This window comes from Streptomyces sp. NPDC048600 (genome assembly GCF_055587025.1).
The window spans coordinates 1-17,266 of record NZ_JBVJGZ010000048.1 but is presented as its reverse complement, the minus strand read 5'-3'; the positions used below and the strand labels follow the sequence as shown (position 1 = coordinate 17,266).

The 17,266-nt window shown below is 70.9% G+C and carries 16 protein-coding genes; 7 read left to right on the top strand and 9 right to left on the bottom strand.

All coding sequences use genetic code 11. From position 1 onward, the window contains the following. The first annotated feature begins 2 nt into the window (after positions 1-2). The 7 genes from ACZ6SQ_RS36625 to tatC all read left to right on the top strand — a co-directional run bounded on the left by ACZ6SQ_RS36625 (position 3) and on the right by tatC (position 6,984). Entirely contained in the window at positions 3-1,160 is a 1,158-nt protein-coding gene (locus ACZ6SQ_RS36625) for a phosphomevalonate kinase (RefSeq protein ID WP_469570050.1), read from the top strand. Continuing rightward, positions 1,157-2,251 (top strand): type 2 isopentenyl-diphosphate Delta-isomerase, encoded by a 1,095-nt coding sequence (fni, locus tag ACZ6SQ_RS36620; RefSeq protein WP_469570046.1) that lies wholly within the window; start codon positions 1,157-1,159, stop codon positions 2,249-2,251. Before ACZ6SQ_RS36625 ends, fni begins: the two co-directional genes overlap by 4 nt. After that, a complete protein-coding gene (locus ACZ6SQ_RS36615) occupies positions 2,248-3,309 on the top strand; it encodes a hydroxymethylglutaryl-CoA reductase (RefSeq protein WP_386386857.1) in 1,062 nt (353 codons plus the stop codon). The genes fni and ACZ6SQ_RS36615 overlap by 4 nt, the downstream gene beginning before the upstream one ends. Positions 3,310-3,312: 3 nt before the next feature. Continuing rightward, positions 3,313-4,488 (top strand): hydroxymethylglutaryl-CoA synthase, encoded by a 1,176-nt coding sequence (locus ACZ6SQ_RS36610; protein ID WP_469570044.1) that lies wholly within the window; start codon positions 3,313-3,315, stop codon positions 4,486-4,488. Between the two features lie 100 nt (positions 4,489-4,588). Beyond that, the gene (locus ACZ6SQ_RS36605) at positions 4,589-5,578 is read left to right on the top strand and encodes a 3-oxoacyl-ACP synthase III family protein (RefSeq protein ID WP_469570042.1); all 990 of its coding nucleotides are present in this window, start codon (positions 4,589-4,591) and stop codon (positions 5,576-5,578) included. Between the two features lie 175 nt (positions 5,579-5,753). Further along, positions 5,754-6,038, top strand: a complete 285-nt coding sequence (gene tatA / locus ACZ6SQ_RS36600; RefSeq protein WP_469570040.1) for a Sec-independent protein translocase subunit TatA — start codon at positions 5,754-5,756, stop codon at positions 6,036-6,038. Between the two features lie 40 nt (positions 6,039-6,078). Then, complete coding sequence (tatC, locus tag ACZ6SQ_RS36595; RefSeq protein ID WP_469570038.1) at positions 6,079-6,984, top strand: twin-arginine translocase subunit TatC; 906 nt, start codon at positions 6,079-6,081, stop codon at positions 6,982-6,984. A gap of 60 nt (positions 6,985-7,044) precedes the next feature. On the opposite strand, the gene ACZ6SQ_RS36590 is transcribed toward tatC, so the two are convergent. From ACZ6SQ_RS36590 to ACZ6SQ_RS36550, 9 genes are all read right to left on the bottom strand, one after another. After that, positions 7,045-7,350, bottom strand: coding sequence for a DUF6059 family protein (locus ACZ6SQ_RS36590; protein WP_469570037.1), 306 nt, complete (start codon positions 7,348-7,350; stop codon positions 7,045-7,047). Positions 7,351-7,456: 106 nt separating this feature from the next. Next, positions 7,457-7,597 (bottom strand): hypothetical protein, encoded by a 141-nt coding sequence (locus tag ACZ6SQ_RS36585; RefSeq protein ID WP_469570034.1) that lies wholly within the window; start codon positions 7,595-7,597, stop codon positions 7,457-7,459. Between the two features lie 188 nt (positions 7,598-7,785). Then, positions 7,786-11,220: a condensation domain-containing protein gene (locus ACZ6SQ_RS36580; protein WP_469570031.1), complete on the bottom strand. Its 3,435-nt coding sequence runs from the start codon at positions 11,218-11,220 to the stop codon at positions 7,786-7,788. A gap of 159 nt (positions 11,221-11,379) precedes the next feature. Then, entirely contained in the window at positions 11,380-11,883 is a 504-nt protein-coding gene (locus ACZ6SQ_RS36575; protein WP_469570030.1) for a sec-independent translocase, read from the bottom strand. Positions 11,884-11,997: 114 nt separating this feature from the next. Beyond that, the gene (locus ACZ6SQ_RS36570) at positions 11,998-12,945 is read right to left on the bottom strand and encodes an aromatase/cyclase (protein WP_469570028.1); all 948 of its coding nucleotides are present in this window, start codon (positions 12,943-12,945) and stop codon (positions 11,998-12,000) included. 188 nt (positions 12,946-13,133) lie between these two features. Further along, the gene (locus ACZ6SQ_RS36565) at positions 13,134-13,877 is read right to left on the bottom strand and encodes a thioesterase II family protein (protein WP_469570026.1); all 744 of its coding nucleotides are present in this window, start codon (positions 13,875-13,877) and stop codon (positions 13,134-13,136) included. A 282-nt stretch (positions 13,878-14,159) separates the two neighbouring features. Further along, the gene (locus ACZ6SQ_RS36560) at positions 14,160-14,981 is read right to left on the bottom strand and encodes an AfsR/SARP family transcriptional regulator (protein WP_469570023.1); all 822 of its coding nucleotides are present in this window, start codon (positions 14,979-14,981) and stop codon (positions 14,160-14,162) included. Positions 14,982-15,250: 269 nt separating this feature from the next. Then, positions 15,251-16,051, bottom strand: a complete 801-nt coding sequence (locus ACZ6SQ_RS36555; protein ID WP_469570021.1) for an AfsR/SARP family transcriptional regulator — start codon at positions 16,049-16,051, stop codon at positions 15,251-15,253. A 102-nt stretch (positions 16,052-16,153) separates the two neighbouring features. Beyond that, the gene (locus ACZ6SQ_RS36550) at positions 16,154-16,840 is read right to left on the bottom strand and encodes a ScbR family autoregulator-binding transcription factor (protein WP_469570019.1); all 687 of its coding nucleotides are present in this window, start codon (positions 16,838-16,840) and stop codon (positions 16,154-16,156) included. Between the last annotated feature and the right edge of the window lie 426 nt (positions 16,841-17,266).

Genomic DNA, 17,266 nt, shown 5'->3' with positions numbered 1-17,266 from the left:
CGATGACCGAACAGACAGCGGTCGAACAGACAGTGGCCGAGCAGACGGTGGCCGGGCGGACCGTGGTCCGCCACGCGCCGGGCAAGCTGTTCGTGGCGGGCGAGTACGCGGTGGTGGAACCCGGCACCCCGGCGATCCTGGTGGCGGTCGACCGGCACATCACGGTCACCGTCACCGGCTCGGCCGGCGCCAATGTGGTGATCACCTCCGACCTCGGCGCCCGCAGGGTGCCCTGGCGCTGGTACGAGGGCCGGCTCGTCCCCCGCGCACTGGACGACGAGCACGGGGCGCGCCGCGCGCTGGCCCATGTCGTGGCGGCGGTCGAGACCGTGGCGCGACTGCTGGCCGAACGGGGCCTGCCGGTGCCCGCGCTGGACATCACCATCAGCTCCCGGCTGCACGAGGACGGCAGGAAGTACGGCCTCGGCTCCAGCGGCGCGGTGACCGTGGCGACCGTCGACGCCGTGGCCGCCTTCTGCGGGACGGAACTGTCGGCCGGCGACCGGTTCCGGCTGGCCCTGCTCGCCTCGGCCCAGCTCGACCCCAAGGGCTCCGGCGGCGACCTGGCCGCCTCCACCTTCGGCGGCTGGATCTTCTACCAGTCGCCCGACCGGGAGTTCGTCCTCGACCTGGCCCGGCGGCTGGGCGTCGAGCGGACGCTGCGTGCGCCCTGGCCGGGGCACGAGGTGCGCCGCCTGCGGGCACCGGAGGGCCTCTCGCTCCAGGTGGGCTGGACCGGGGAACCAGCCTCCACCGGGACGATGGTCTCCGGCCTGCACCGCCGGACCTGGCGGGGCAGCGACTCCCACCACCGGTTCGTCAAGACCAGCACCGACCTGGTGCACGCCTGCGTCGAGGCCCTACAGGGCAGCGACCGCGAGGGACTGCTGCACCAGATCCGCCGGGCCCGCCAGGAACTGGCACGCCTGGACGACGAGGTCGGTCTCGGCATCTTCACCCCCGAGCTGACCTCCCTGTGCGAGGCCGCCGAGGCCGTCGGCGGCGCGGCCAAGCCCTCCGGGGCGGGAGGCGGCGACTGCGGCATCGCCCTGCTGGACGCCGAGGCGTCGCGGGACATCTCAGAAGTACGGCAACGGTGGGCCGCGGCCGGGGTGCTGCCCCTGCCTGTCCGTCCCGCCCTGGAAGGGATCGAGGAATGAGCGGTTCACGCAAGGACGACCACGTCCGGCTCGCCATGGAGCAGCACCAGGTGTCCCGCGCGGGCAACCAGTTCGACGAGGTGTCGTTCGTCCACCACGCCCTCGCCGGCATCGACCGGCCGGACGTGACGCTGGGCACGAGCTTCGCCGGCATCGCCTGGCAGGTGCCGATCTACATCAACGCGATGACCGGCGGCAGCGAGAAGACCGGCATCATCAACCGGGACCTGGCCATCGCCGCCCGCGAGACCGGGGTGCCCATCGCCTCGGGCTCGATGAACGCCTACCTGAAGGACCCCTCGTGCGCGGGCACGTTCAGCGTGCTGCGCGAGGAGAACCCGGACGGGTTCGTCCTGGCGAACATCAACGCGACGACCTCGGTCGACAACGCGCGGCGCGCCATCGACCTGATCGCGGCGAACGCCCTGCAGATCCACATCAACACCGCGCAGGAGACACCGATGCCGGAGGGCGACCGGTCGTTCTCCGACTGGGGCCCGCAGATCGAGCGGATCGTGGCGGCCGTCGACGTGCCCGTCATCGTCAAGGAGGTCGGCAACGGACTGAGCCGGCAGACCGTCCTGACGCTGCAGAACCTGGGCGTGCGGGTCGCCGACCTGTCCGGCCGCGGCGGCACCGACTTCGCCCGCATCGAGAACGGCCGACGCGAGCTCGCCGAGTACGCCTTCATGCACGGCTGGGGCCAGTCCACCGCCGCCTGTCTGCTGGACGCGCAGGACGTCGGCATCCCGGTGCTGGCCTCCGGCGGTGTGCGTCACCCGCTGGACGTGGCCCGCGCGCTGGCGCTCGGTGCCTCCGCGGTCGGCGCCTCGGCGGGCTTCCTGCACACCCTGCTCGACGGCGGTGTGCCGGCACTGGTCGCGAAGATCACCACCTGGCTGGACCAGCTGGCCGCCCTGCAGACCATGCTCGGCGCCCGCACCCCGGCCGACCTGACGCACTGTGACCTGCTGATCCACGGCTCCCTGCGCGAGTTCTGCGCCGACCGGGGCATCGACACGCGGCGACTGGCCCAGCGGTCCAGCTCCATCGACGCCCTGCACGAGATGACGACGGGAAGCACACGATGACTGACACGCACGCGATCGCCGGGGTCCCGATGAGGTGGGTGGGACCCCTTCGTATCTCCGGCAACGTCGCCGAGACCGAGACGCATGTGCCGCTCGCCACCTACGAGTCGCCGCTGTGGCCCTCGGTGGGCCGCGGCGCGAAGGTCTCCCGGCTGGCGGAGAAGGGCATCGTCGCGACCCTCGTCGACGAGCGGATGACCCGCTCGGTGATCGTCGAGGCGAGGGACGCGCAGACCGCGTTCGCCGCCGCGCAGAGCATCCACGCGCGCATCGACGAGCTGCGCGAGGTGGTGCGCGGGTGCAGCCGGTTCGCCCAGCTGATCAGCATCAAGCACGAGATCAACGCGAACCTGCTGTTCATCCGCTTCGAGTTCACCACCGGCGACGCCTCCGGCCACAACATGGCGACGCTCGCCTCCGACGTACTGCTGAAGCACCTGCTGGACACCGTCCCGGGCATCTCCTACGGCTCGATCTCCGGCAACTACTGCACGGACAAGAAGGCCACCGCCATCAACGGCATCCTCGGCCGCGGCAAGAACGTGGTCACCGAGCTGCTCGTGCCGCGTGACGTGGTGACCGACGTGCTGCACACGACCGCCGCGAAGATCGTCGAGCTGAACATCCGCAAGAACCTGCTCGGCACCCTGCTCGCCGGCGGCATCCGCTCCGCCAACGCCCACTTCGCCAACATGCTGCTCGGCTTCTACCTGGCGACCGGCCAGGACGCGGCCAACATCATCGAGGGCTCGCAGGGCGTCGTCATGGCCGAGGACCGCGACGGCGACCTCTACTTCGCCTGCACCCTGCCGAACCTGATCGTCGGCACGGTCGGCAACGGCAAGGGTCTCGGCTTCGTCGAGACGAACCTCGCCCGGCTCGGCTGCAAGGACGACCGCGCCCCCGGGGAGAACGCCCGCCGGCTCGCCGTCCTCGCGGCCGCCACGGTGCTGTGCGGCGAGCTCTCGCTGCTCGCGGCACAGACGAACCCGGGTGAACTGATGCGCGCGCACGTCCAGCTGGAACGCGACAACAAGACTGAGAAGGTTGGTGTTTAGGGCATGGCCACCGAGTCCCCGATCGGGATACACGATCTGTCGTTCGCGACCACCGAGTTCGTCCTGTCGCACGAGGCGCTCGCCGCGTACAACGGCACGGAGATCGGCAAGTACCACGTCGGCATCGGCCAGCGGTCGATGAGCGTGCCCGCCGCCGACGAGGACATCGTCACCCTCGGCGCCGCCGCCGCCGCGCCGATCGTCGCCCGGCACGGCAGCGACCGCATCCGCACGGTCGTGTTCGCCACCGAGTCCTCCATCGACCAGGCCAAGTCGGCCGGCGTGTACGTCCACTCCCTGCTCGGTCTGCCCTCGGCCTGCCGGGTCGTGGAGCTGAAGCAGGCCTGCTACGGCGCCACGGCGGCCCTTCAGTTCGCGATCGGCCTGGTCCGGCGCGACCCCTCCCAGCAGGTCCTGGTCGTCGCCAGCGACGTCTCCAAGTACGCGCTGGACAGCCCGGGCGAGGCCACCCAGGGCGCGGCCGCGGTGGCGATGCTGGTCGCCGCCGACCCGGCTCTGGTGCGCATCGAGGACCCGTCGGGCGTGTTCACCGCCGACGTCATGGACTTCTGGCGGCCGAACTACCTCAACACCGCCCTGGTGGACGGCCAGGAGTCCATCTCCGCCTACCTCCAGGCCGTGGAGGGCACCTGGAAGGACTACAGCGAGCAGGGCGGCCGCCCGCTGGAGGACTTCGCCGCGTTCTGCTACCACCAGCCCTTCACCAAGATGGCCTACAAGGCCCACCGCCACCTGCTGAACTACTGCGGCCGCGACACCGACAAGGACGTCATCGAGTCCGACCTCGGCAAGACCACGGCGTACAACACGGTCATCGGCAACAGCTACACAGCCTCGGTGTACCTGGGTCTGGCCGCGCTGCTGGACCAGGCGGACGACCTGACCGACCGGGCCGTCGGCTTCCTCAGCTACGGCTCCGGCTCCGTCGCCGAGTTCTTCGCCGGCACGGTCGTCCCCGGCTACAAGGAGCACCTGCGCACGGACGCCAACCGTGAGGCCATCGACCGGCGCAAGCCCGTCGACTACGCGGGCTACCGCGAGCTGCACGAGCACTCCTTCCCCACCGACGGCAGCGACCAGGCCAACCCGGCGCAGACCTCCGGCCCGTTCCGGCTGGCCGGGATCAGCGACCACAAGCGGCTCTACGAGACCCGCTGAACAGCATGTCCGTGAGCGCGCGGGGAGCCCGTCGTCACGAGGGCTCCCCTCGCGCGGTCCGCAGTACCGCAGACAACAACATGAGGGGAGGGCACGCTCCATGAGCGACGTCATGAAGGACATCAGGATCATCGGCACGGGTGCCTACGTGCCGGACCGGATCGTCTCCAACGACGAGGTCGGCGCGCCGGCCGGGGTGGACGGCGAGTGGATCGCGCGCAAGACGGCGATCCTCGAGCGCCGCTGGGCCGCCCCCGGCCAGGCCACCTCGGACCTGGCGACGGCCGCCGGCCTGGCCGCGCTGAAGTCCGCGGGCATCACGCCCGAGCAGCTGTCGGTGATCGCGGTGGCCACGTCCACCCCCGACCGGCCGCAGCCGCCCACCGCGGCCTACGTCCAGCGCAACCTGGGCGCGGCCGGCACGGCGGCGTTCGACGTCAACGCGGTCTGCTCCGGCACGGTGTTCGCGCTGTCCGCGGTCGGCAGCACACTGCTGCGGCGCGGCGGCTACGCGCTCGTCATCGGCGCCGACGTCTACTCGCGCATCCTGGACCCGGCCGACCGCAGGACGGTCGTGCTGTTCGGCGACGGGGCCGGGGCGATGGTGCTCGCGCCCACCACCGAGGGCCCGAAGGTGCGGCATGTCGCCCTGCACACCTTCGGCGACCTGTCGGGCCTGATCGAGGTGCCGGGGGGCGGCAGCCGGCAGCCGCTGGACGCCGCGGGTCTCGACGCCGGCCTTCAGTACTTCGCGATGGACGGGCGCGAGGTGCGCCGCTTCGTCGTCGAGCAGCTCCCTCAGCTGGTCAAGGGCTTCCTGCACGAGGCAGGCGTCGAGCCCGGCGACATCAGCCACTTCGTGCCGCACCAGGCGAACGGGGTCATGCTCGACGCCGTCGTCGAGGACCTCGGCCTGTACCGGTCCACCATGCACAAGACGCTGACGCACTACGGCAACACCGGTGCCGCCTCCATCCCGATCACCCTGGACGCGGCCGCCCGGCGGGGCGCCTTCAAGAAGGGTGAGCTGATCCTGATGGCCGGCTTCGGCGGTGGCATGGCGGCGAGCTTCGCGCTCGTCGAGTGGTGACCTCGAGGGTCGCCGGAGAGGCCGTATCGGCAGCTGGAAGCCTGCTCAAGAGGCGGTGGTGGGAACGGGCGACGCCGCTCACGGCGACATACTCTCCCTTTTCGTGCTCCATTCGGTAGCCACCGCCACATGAGCGACACCGCCCCCATCAGCTTCGGCGAGAAGGATTCAGCACATGATCGGCAACCTGAAGCCCCTGGAGCTCCTCCTCATCATCGCGGTCATCGCGCTGCTCTTCGGCGCCAAGAAGCTTCCCGACATGGCCCGTTCGCTCGGGAAGTCGGCCCGCATCCTCAAGAGCGAGGCCAGGGCCATGAAGAAGGACGGCGAGAGCGCGCAGACCGCGCAGGCCCCCGCCGACGCCGCCCCGCAGACCGCGCCGCGCACCATCGCGGCCGCGCCGGGTGACGTCCAGGGCGCCCGTCCGCTGACCGAGCCGAACCACAGCGTCCAGAGCTGACACCCCGCCGGCGCCGCCGCACGAGACGGAGGAATCCGGGGTGTTGATCACCGCCCGCAAGCAGGAGAAGCAGGACACCGGGACGAACGGCACGAACGACGCCGAGGGGCGGATGTCCCTCGCGGAACACCTGCGAGAACTGCGCAACCGGCTGCTGAAGTCCGTCGTGGGGATCCTGGTCGTCACGATCGTCGCCGCCGTCTTCTACAAGGACCTGATCGACTTCCTGCTGAGACCGATCCTGGACTCCGTGGGCTGTGAGGGCGGCTCGCTGAAGCAGGCGGACACCGAGGGCTGCGCCGACATGACCGTCAACGGCCTCATCGCGCCCTTCTCCATCGCGCTGAAGGTCTCGCTCATGTCCGGGGTGGTCCTCGCCTCGCCGATCTGGCTCTACCAGCTGTGGGCGTTCCTCGCCCCCGGCCTGCACGCCCATGAGCGCAAGTACGCGCTGAGCTTCGTCGGTGCCGGAGTGCCGCTGTTCCTCGGCGGCGCCGTCCTCGCCTACCTGATCCTTCCGCAGACCGCGAGCGTGCTGCTGGACTTCACTCCGGACAGCACCAAGAACCTGCTCCCGGTCGACGACTACCTCGACCTGATCACCCGCATGGTGATCGTCTTCGGACTCGCCTTCGAGCTCCCGCTGCTGCTGGTGCTGCTCAACCTCACCGGAGCGCTGAGCGGCAGGCGTCTGGCCGGCTGGTGGCGCGGCATGGTCATGGGCATCACCGTCTTCTCCGCGATCGCGACACCGACCGGTGACCCGCTGACCATGCTGACGCTGGCCGTGCCGATCACGCTCCTGTACCTCGTCGCACTGTGCTTCTGCCTGCTCAACGACAGGCGCCGCGCCCGCAACGATCCCGACGCCGGGCTCGGCGACGACGAGGCGTCCTCGCTCGACCTCACCCCGGGGAGCATCGGCGGCTCCGCGGACATCACCTGACGAACGCCTCCACCGCGCAGGTTGCCCTTCGGCTGCCGCATCTGGACCACGACGAGGTCGTCACCGCCGTCTGATCCGTTCCATGGCGCTCGCGTCGTACGACAGCCACAGTTCGTGGGCGAGCCGCAGTTCCGCCTCCGAGAGCGGGGTGTTCCCGCACAGCCGCTCGGGGTGGGCGGGCGGCGGTCCGCACCGGGTGTGGCGGGCGAAGAGGTCTTCCAGGTGCGCGGCCGACATGGACGCGGAGACCTCGCGGTAGACGGACGGGCTGCACTGGGTCGCCCCGAACAGCACCATGGACCGCCAGAGCGGTCGCAGGACGTGGAGGGTCAGCGCGCGCCGTGCGGCGCGCAACATCCGTCTCATGGCTGCCCCTTCCGTCCCTCGCTCGCGACCGTCTCCACAGACTGACAAGGCCTGCTAGCGGCTCGGTCGAGAAATTCCGGGGCCCGTATCCGGCCCCGCCGGGGTGTCAGTCGATGCCGCGCACGAGATGGGGCTCCCAGGCGTCGTCCTCGTCGACCCCGGCCAGCCGGAGCGGCGGGGTGTGGAGCAGGGAGAGGTCCGTGTTCTCCCAGGACGCTCTGCCGTCCTCCTCTTCGGAGTCGTACATCTGATCCTCCTGCCCGTCGGCCCGGTCGGGCGTACCTGTATCCCGGCAACCATGCCGAAGAACGGTCGGGGAGTACTCGAGAGCGGATGGGAGGAGGGTGGAGGGCCACCGTCCGCATCACTCGAACCGGCGGTCGGCCCGGGTCCGTCCGCCGGTCCGCCGTTCGGCGTCAGGCCGTCAGGTGGGCGTCAGGCCGGCGTTTCGGTGGCCGTGCGCAGGGCGTCGGCGAGGGCGCGGGCCCGCTCCCAGCCGTCGGCCGCTGCGTCGGCCAGCACGACCCGTGGCGGGCGGCCGCCGTGGGCGGCGACGCGGCGGGCGATCTCGCACGCGGACGTGCCGGACCCGGAGAAGCCGGCGAGCAGCACGGTCCGGTCCAGGCCGAGCGCCGCCACGTCGGACCAGGCGCTCTCGGCGTCGGACGTCAGCACGAGCAGTTCCTGCGGCCCCGGATAGGTGTGGGCGAGCAGGTCGTAGCAGCTGCCGGGCTCTCCCGGCGGGGTGACCAGGCAGATCGCGCCCGCTTCCGCCTCGCGGGCCGCGCGCAGGGTGACCAGCGCGGAGTCCCGGCCCGCCGCGGCGGCCTCGGCCCGGCCCGGTCCGGCGCTGTCCTCGAGCAGTTTCAGGGCCTCGCCCACGGTGGTGTACTCGCCCGCCGACAGCGGCAGCGCCCGCAGCAGCAGGGCACTCTGGGCGAGCACCTCGGCGGCCGACTCCTCGCTGAGCACGGCCCGGTCGTGCACGGCCGTGAGCACCAGGCCGCCCGCGTTGTCGTGATGGGCGAGCAGTCCGACGGGGAGCACCGAGCGGGCCGGCAGGGTGCCCGGGAACTCGGCGTGGATGCCGTGCGCGGCGAGCTCGGCGGTGAGGCCGTCCAGCGGATGCGGCGGGTCCTCGAAGACGATGACGGTGTCGGCGCCGCCGCCTCCGCCCCAGGTCCGGATCCAGTCGGCCGGCACCCATTCGTAGGCTGCGATGTCCAGGGCCAGATCGCGCAGCTGCCGCAGCAGTTGGGGCACGGTGCCGGCCGGGTCCACCTGGACGGACATCGGCAGGTGGTTGCGCAGCGGTCCCGGCATCCGGGCCACGCCGTCCAGCGGGATGCCCCGCCCCGACACGGTCACCGCGAAGGCGACCGGAGCGGGGCCCTCGGCGCCGGAGGACCAGTAGAGCAGCATCGCCCACACGGCCTGGAGCACGCTGGACTCGGCGGTGCCCCAGGTGCCCGCCCAACGGGTGAGCCGGCTGGTGTCGAGGGGGTCCAGGCGCAGTCTGGCCCGGCCGATGCCGGTCAGCCCGGTGGACCGGCCGGGCCTTGCCGCCGTGGGCTCAGGCGGTGCGCTGCGTGTCCAGAACCCGCGGGCGGGCTCCAGGTCCTGGGCGGCCACCCAGGCGGTGTAGTCGCGCAGGTCGGGGCGGCGTTCCCCGCCGGGCAGGGTGCCGCCCGCGAGATAGGCGCTGTAGAACTCGCGCAGCAGGATGTGCGCGCTCCAGGTGTCGAGCAGGGCGCGGTGGTAGGTGATCAGGATCCGTGTGGGGACGACGGACCCGACGGGCTCGGTCTGTTCGGTCTCCAGCAGGGTCAGGCGCAGGGCTCCGGGGCGATGCAGGTCGAAGCCGCGCAGCCGGTCGCGTTCCAGCAGGGCGGACCAGTCGCCCTCGTGCAGGATCTGGCGGGTGACTTCGGGCACGACCTTGTCGTGCACCACGAGCATCGGCTCGGAGTCACGGGTGAACGCGGTGCGCAGAATCGTTTCGCAATCGAAGACGGACTGCCAGGAGGCGGTGAAGCGACGGGTGTCGAGCGGGCCGTGCCAGACCCAGACGAGCTGCTCGACATGGCGCTCGGTGCCGGGATGGGCGTCTCCGCCGGTGTAGAGCGCGGACTGCTGCGGGGTGGCCCGGAAGGCGGGCGGGAAGGGCGTCTCGGGCGTGGCGGCCAGTTCCTCCAGCAGTTCCCGCAGCAGCCGCGTCAGGTCGGCGACGGAGGCGTCGGTGATGCCCGCCTCGGCGTCGGGCACCCAGTCGAGCGCGATCCGCAGCCGGTCGTCGACGAGCTGGACCCTCACCTCGACGCGGTGCGCGGGCCCGGCCGGCGCGGTGCCGGGCAGGGGCCGGGCGGTGTCGGGCAGCATCTCGCCCGGGGCCTGAAGGGTCAGACAGGCCAGGGCGGGCGGCAGTTCGCGCAGTGTGCGGCGCAGCAGCGGGTCGGGGCTCCACTCCCGGCAGGCCCCGAAGCCCGCGCCGCCCTCGGCCCGGCCGGCGCAGGCGGCCAGCGGCCCGGCCAGCGCGGTCAGCCGGTCGAGCAGGCCGGGGTTGCCGCACGTCACCATGAGCTGGACGGGGTACGGCTCCGTCAGCCGGCCCACCTGACGCCGCAGGCCCTGCCGTCCGGCCCGCGGGTCGCTGCGTACGTCGAAGCCGACGTCGTCCGAGCCCGTCCAGTGGGCCAGCGCCAGCGCGAACGCCCCGGCCAGCACCTGCCCGGCGCTGAGCGCCAGCCGCCGGGCCAGGCCGTGTGTGATGCGCTCGGTGGCGTCCTCGTCCAGGAGGAAGTGGCTGTGGTGCGCGGGGCGGGACATCGGGGCGTGCTCGGTGACGCTGGGCCCGATGACGGCCGGCTCGGTGACGGCGGCCTCGGGGGGCACGTCCTCAGCTGGCACGGCCTCGGTGACCATGGCCCCGGCCGGCACGCTCTTTGCGTACCGTGCTGCTGTCGCGGCGTCGTCCCGCAGCGCCTCCGTCCAGCGGGCCCTGCGCTCGGCGACCTGGGTCCAGTGCTGGGCCTCGGAGGAGTCGCGGGCCAGTTCGCGCAGTTCGGTGACCCAGTCGGAGAGGTCGTCCGGTGCGTCGGGCGCGGGCGGGGGCACGTCGGTCAGGGCACCGGCCAGCCCGTCGAGGAGAACGCGCCAGGACGCGGCGTCCACGGCGAGCGGATGAACGAGCACGGCGATCCGGTCGGCGCGCTGCCCGGCCCGGCGGCGGTCCCTGGCCAGCAGGACCCTCAGCTGGACCCCGGCGTACTCGTCGAGCGTGCGGGCGGTCGCCTCGAGCAGGGCGTCGAACCCGGCCTCGTCGGCGAACTCCCCCTCCACCACGACCTGCTGGAGCGCGGCTCCCTGTCCCGGCTCGTCGACGAGCCAGCCGTCCGTCGTGTTCAGGCGGCCGCGCAGCTGGGGGTGGGCGGCGACCACGGCACATACCGCCGCGCGTAGGGCGTCCGCTGCCGGTACCGGCGCCGTGTCGAGCAGCACGGCCTCGTAGCCGTGCCCCGTGCGCCGCGCGAGGGCGGTGCGCTGGGCCGGGGTCAGCGGGCGGGCGGCGGCCTCGGACGGTTCGGTGAGCCGGTCGGCGATACGGCCGGTCACCGCGGCGTCGGGCGCCTCCTGCGACTGCGTGAACCGCAGCGTGTGGTGCTCGGGGCCGTGCCGGAACAGCTGGTGCCCCTCGGCCGGCAGGTGTTCGTCCAGGAGGCTGTGCAGCACGGCCGTGTCCAGCGACCCGTGCATCTCCAGGTCCCACGGGGTCGTGTACGGAGGGGAGCCGGGGTCGACGATCACGGAGACCGGCGTGTGCGCAAAGCGGTGCACGGTCACGGAATCCGGGCCACGCTGCCTCTCCCCCATGAACGGCTCTCCCCCTCCGCACCTGCCTCTGGTCCACGACGGTCAGACTCAGCACGCTAACGGCCGCCTCGGCCCGGGGTCCGTTTTCCCAAGTGGGTGTGCAGCGGTGCCCGAGCGGAGCCCTAGAGCGGCGGCCGGAGGGGGATGGCAGACGTACGGTCAGGTGGCGTCCACGTCGAACGGAACGGGCTTCTTCTCCAGCGAGGTGGCGCCGGAGGGAGCGGGCGCGGTGTCGTGGTCCGGCGTGATGCCGCGAGCCGACGCGGTGTCGTCGGTCCGCACCGCCCCGGTGACGTCGGCCGGCTCCTTGCCCGGGTCGAGATCCTTGCTCAGATCGAGTTCCTTGCTGAGGTCGAGCTCTTTGCTGAGGTCGAGCTCCTTGCGTACGTCGAGGCTGTCGCGTATCTCCTTCAGCCCCAGGTCGTCGTTGCCCAGCTGCTTGCGGATGAACGTCTTCGGATTGAGGTCCTCGAACTCGAAGTCCTTGTACTCGGGGCCGAGTCCGTCGCGGATCTCCTGCTTGGCGGAGTCGGTGACCGAGCGGAACTTGCGGACGAGTGCCGTCACGTCCTGGATGACCTTCGGCAGCTTGTCCGGGCCGAAGACGAGCATGGCAAGGATGCCCAGCGTCACCAGTTCGAGCACGCCTATGTCGTTGAACACTTGCAGCTCCTTGCCGTGTGTTCGGACCAGCCACGGTACTTGGCACCCGACCGGGCACCGCCGGTGCTTCCTGCGGGCCTCGACCCGTCCGCTAGCGGCCCGGCAGCAAGGCCGTCACGGCAGCTGTACGGTGCTCCGCGCATGCTCCCTGGCGAGGGTGAGCATCGTCAGGGAGTTCTGGCCGAGCACCTCCCGCACATGCCGACGGGCCTCCCCCAGACCGGCGCCCTCGCCGAGCACCGCGGTGATGTCCTCCTCGCGCAACACGACACTGTGCCGCACGGTGACGGTCGTGCCCGTCTCGTCCGGTACGACGGACCACTCCGCGGTGTGCGCGGCCAGCAGTGCGGGGTTCGTGATCTGCTTGCAGATGATGCGGCCCGCGTGCGGGAAGCAGATGCGCATCGACTCGGTGTCGTGGGTGCCGTACTCGGTCACCGTCTCCATCGCGATGCGCTGTACGCCGGGCGCCTCCTCGGTGAGGTCGACCCGGGCGACGTACGGCACGAGGCCGGGCCAGTCCCCGGCCCGGTAGAGGAAGTCGTAGACCGCCTCGGCCGGTCCGTCGATGCGCTTCGAGTCCTCGAAGGTCAGGGTCAGTTCGTCCAGCCGGGACCACTGCTCGGCGACACTCTTCAGTTCGGCGAGCTGCGTACGGCTGTTGCGCCGGGCAGCCAGTTCCAGCCACGACACATCGAGGCCTTCGGCGTTCTTGAACTCGACGCCCAGCTCCACCACGGTCTCGCGCGGGCCAACGCTCCGTACGCTCATCACGCCGCCCAGCACGGCCTGAAAGGACGAGGGCAGTTCCTGTTCGAAGTCGATACGCCGTTCCACCGGGTCCAGGCGGCGCGCCGAGATCCATGACTGGAGCTGTCCGGCCATGAGGGCCCACACGCGTATGCGTTCCTGCTCGCCGTCGAACTCGAGACTCTCCACATGAATGTTCGGAGAGAAATAGAGCGGCCACTTCGATGTATCGGCGATCAGCGCGTAGACCACGCCGGCGGGCGCGGCCACATGTATGTTGCGCTTCACCCCTCCCACACGCTCAACAGACATCTGCACACCTCTCTCTTGACCTTGCCCGATCGAGTCGCGAACAGAATTCAGACGACGGCATGAAAACCGCTGGAGCGCGAACGGAACACGGGTCGAGCGATGTGATCCTCGGGTTTATGAACCGCAGACACGGGAATCACGGGACACGCAATTCGGACTGAGCCGCACATATATGCAGCCGTGGGCCGTCAGCCCACGGGGGTGAACTCCCGGGCGACCCGGCGGGTGACCCGGCAGGCCCGGCCGAGGAGCCGGGGCAACCACTGGTCACGCAGCGGGAAAGGGCCACCCGGGACGGTTCGCAGCCAGGTCGGCCCGGCCGTCCACCGGCTCCAGCCGTCGTCGGCCGCCGGCAAGGGGTCGTCCTCGGCGGTGACGACGAGCAGCGGGGTGGTCAGCGGCCCGGCCGGCGAGTGCCTGTGGGCCGCCTCGCGCAGGGCTTGGGTGAGCTCCAGATCGGCGCGCAGGTCCGGCAGCACGGCCCGCAGGAAGATGCCTTCGTCGCTGGTGGACGGCACAGAACCGTTTCCGCTCAGAAGGTGCAGCAGCTCGGCGTCCGACACACCGCGGACGTCGGGCAGTCCGGAGGGGGCGTGCGGCGGCGGGCAGGCACCGACGGCGAGCAGCGCCGGACCCGGCAGGCCTTCCTCGTGCAGGGCACGCGCCACGGTGTACGCGGCGAGCGCGCCGAAGCCGTGCCCGTAGAAGACGTACGGAGCGGAGTCCGGGTCGGTGAACCGGGGCAGCACGTCGGCGAGCAGCGCCTCATGGTCGGCCGGCCGGGACGCGGTCCGTCGCCGCGCGGGGCCCGGCAGCGGGACCGGGACGGGCTCGACACCGGGACCGACGCTCGCGGCCCAGCCGTCGAAGGCGGTGACGCCCTCGGCGGAGTGGGCGAAGCAGTGGAGTCGCACTGGCTGTTCGTCCGGCATGGCACCCTCCTCGACCACCGCCTCTGAGCCCACAAGGCGGAGTTCGAGGATCGCGGGACCGTCTCGAGCACCGCTCGAGACCGGGCCGAGGAGCCCGGCCCGGTCCGCACACCGGCCCGGTGACACGGCCGGACTGCGGATCGGACGAGGAGTGCGGCCGGAACCGACAGCCCCTTGAGCCTGCCGGGTGCTGCGCGGCGGCAGGCGCGAACGCGCCGGACAGCCGCCGGCCAGAGCCCTTCTGACGGATCTCCTCTGACGGATCTCCGTGGAAGAAGGGCCCTAGGCCGCGTACCGGTCGAAGGTGGAGCCGCGGCGCGGTCCGGCCACCACGTCGAGCTCGGGGTCCACGGCGAGCATGGCCTGATGCAGGCGCTGGAGCTGGGGCGAGGGTTCCACGCCGAGCTCCGAGATCAGACCCTCGCGCAGCTTGCGGTACACATCCAGGGCGGAGGCCTGTCGCCCGGACCGGTACAGCGCCACCATCGCCTGGGCGTGCAGGCCCTCGTGCTGCGGGTGGCGTGCGATCAGGTCGGTGAGCTCGGCTATGAGTTCGGCATGCCGGCCGAGCCGCAGATCGGCGTCTATCCGCCGCTCGACGGTCACCAGTCGCGACTCCTCCAGGCGCATGACCTCGATCTCCAGGACCGGACCGAGGCGTACGTCCACCAAGGCCGGTCCCTGCCACAGGGCGAGCGCCTGGCGGAAGCAGCGGGCGGCCCGCTCGTCGGCGCCCGCCTCGAACGCCTCCTGGCCTTCCGAGACGAGCCGTTCATAGGCGTGCACATCGACCGATTCCGGTGGTATCTGCAATACGTAGCCGCCGTGCCGGGTCGCCAGAACGTTCTTGGCCGCGCCTGGCGCGTCGGGCCCCATCGCGGTACCGAGGCAGCGGCGCAGCTGCATGATGTACGTCTGCAACGTTGTCATAGCACTTTGCGGGAGATCGGTTCCCCAGATCTCCTCCATCAGCGTCGAAACGGGCATGACCCGGCTCGGATACAGCGCGAGCAGGGCAAGAATCTGCCGGGGCTTCCCAGCAGTCGGAACGATCGATCCCCCGTTCACGGCGGCGCACAGCGGACCCAATACCTGAATCTCCATGGTTCCCTCCGTTCGTCGTCGAGCATCCCCCGATGGCGGAAAGTCGTCGGGCGAACTTGCACGCTAGCCGCACCCACAGCGGAGGAATCGATTCCTTCAGCGGCGCTTGAGCAATTCTCAAATAAAATACAAAACGAGCAAAGTCGCGCCAAAGAGGAAAGAAAGAAAAACCAAGCATCCAGTGACGCCGGACCAGCCAAAAACCGGTTGTGAACCCGGATGTGAGCCCCTACCCACTCACTCTCGAAAATCCTTGGAAGCGCACTCGATCACCCCGGCCCGGGCAACTCATCGGGCCCGGAGGTGAGAATCAGCCGCTGGATCCGGCGCAGTTCCGCCGCCGGTTCCAGCCCGAGATCGCGCACGAGCGTGGTGCGCAGCCGCCGGTAGGCCTCCAGGGCCTCGCTGCGCCGCCCGGAGCGCTCGAGGGCGAGCATGTACTGGCCGCAGAGGGACTCGTGCGTCGGGTAGCGGTTGACCAGAACGGTGAGCTCGGCGACCAGCTCGCGATGCCGGCCGAGCCGCAGATCCGCCTCGATACGCCGGTCGAGGGCGCACAGCCGAGCCTCCTCCAGCTGTTCGGCCGCCTCCTGAAGCCGTCGGCCGGCCTGCACGTCGGCGAAGGCCGGCCCGGTCCACAGCTCCAGGGCCTCTCGCAGCCCCCGTGCCGCGCCCGCGAAGTCCCCGTCCTCCATGGCCCGGTAGCCCGCCTGCGTCAGGTTCTCGAACTCCCGCACATCGTCGGCGCCGCCGGCGCTGTCGAGGAGGTAGCCGCCCGGTGTGGTCACCAGGACGTCCTTGGCTGTGCGCCGTGGGGCGTCACCCGGCCCGCCCTGTTCAAGAGCGGCCGCTATGCGTTCGCGCAGCTGGAGCACATAGGTCTGGAGGGTGGTGCGGGCGGTGCGGGGCGGCTTGTCGCCCCACAGCTCCTCGGCGAGCCAGTCGGGGGCGACCACCTGCCCGGCATGGAAGGCCAGCAGGGCGAGCACCTGCCGCGGCTTGCGCGCGGTGGGTACCACTGAGACGTCGTTCTCCCTGACGTCCAGGGCGCCCAGTACCTTGATGCTCACGGGTTATCCCCTGCCTCGGGCCGGTCGGACGACCCAACCGGCGATAGTAAAATAAAACCGCACGGTCCGTATGTTTCGAGCTTCACCGCACCCACCGCCCTGCTACTGCTCAGGGAACCCGTGAAGGTACGGCCCCCGCAGGAGCGCGGAAGCGGGTGCCAGCGCGGGCGCCTGCGGCTGCGAGCCTCCCGACTGCAGCGCCTCCAGTTCCTGCTGGTCGGCGAGTCGGGGCAGCAGCAGTGCCCACAGTCCCGTGAGCCGCTGATGGGACAGCCAGGAGGCGTCCTCGCCGCCCAGCACCTCCAGGCCCGCGGTGACGGCGACGATGACATGGGCCGCGTCCATCCAGGAGACCCCGTCGGCCAGCGAGCCACTGCCCTCCGCCCGCCGGAGGCTGTCCTCGACCCAGCGTTGCCACTCCGCCCGTAACGGGGACTTCGTCCGCCGTGCGACACCGCAGGCGAGCTCGAAGCCGCCCCGGACCACGACGTCCTGGCCCAGGCAGCGAATCAGGTCGTGCGTCGCGTCCACCACGGCCTGCAAGGAGTCGCCGTGCCGGGCCCTCGCCACCTCTGTGAGCCGGCGTATGGTCGCGGCGGCCTCTTCCTCGACGGCGTCGGCGAGTGCGCTCTTGTTGGCGAAGTGGAAGTGCAGCGCCCCGTTGCTGACCCCTGCCCGTTTACTGATCGCGCCGAGCGACGCAGGGACGAAGCCCTCCTCGGCGAACACCTCAGCCGCGGCCTGGATCAGCGAACGCCGCGTACGAGCGGCTCGCTCCTGCTTGACCATGTGCTGTCTCCTGGGGCGAACGGGACGTCAAAAGAAAGGGGATTGCCGTGGTCCCGAGACGGCATGGTGGGTTCCGTACCGTATGCCCAGAGTAACAAACCGCGTGCGCGGTTTCCATATCTCCCGGTTCTCCATGAGACCGGCTGCCAGCACGATCCCACTACGGTGCTCAAGATTCGCTTGAGACCACCTCACCGGGACCTGTCCCCTGACCGGAGAACGACTGAGGGGCCGCAACGTGGCGGCCCCTCAGTACGCGTCATGTCCCCGTTCCCCGGGGCTTCTTCCCCGCTCTACGGGGTCACCGGGTCACTTCACGGGTTCGGGTTCGGGGGTGTGTTCCTCTTCGGGGGTGCCGGTGGGGTCGGTGGGGGTCTTGACGGATTCGAGGAGGAGCTGGGCGACGTCGACGACCTGGATCGTCTC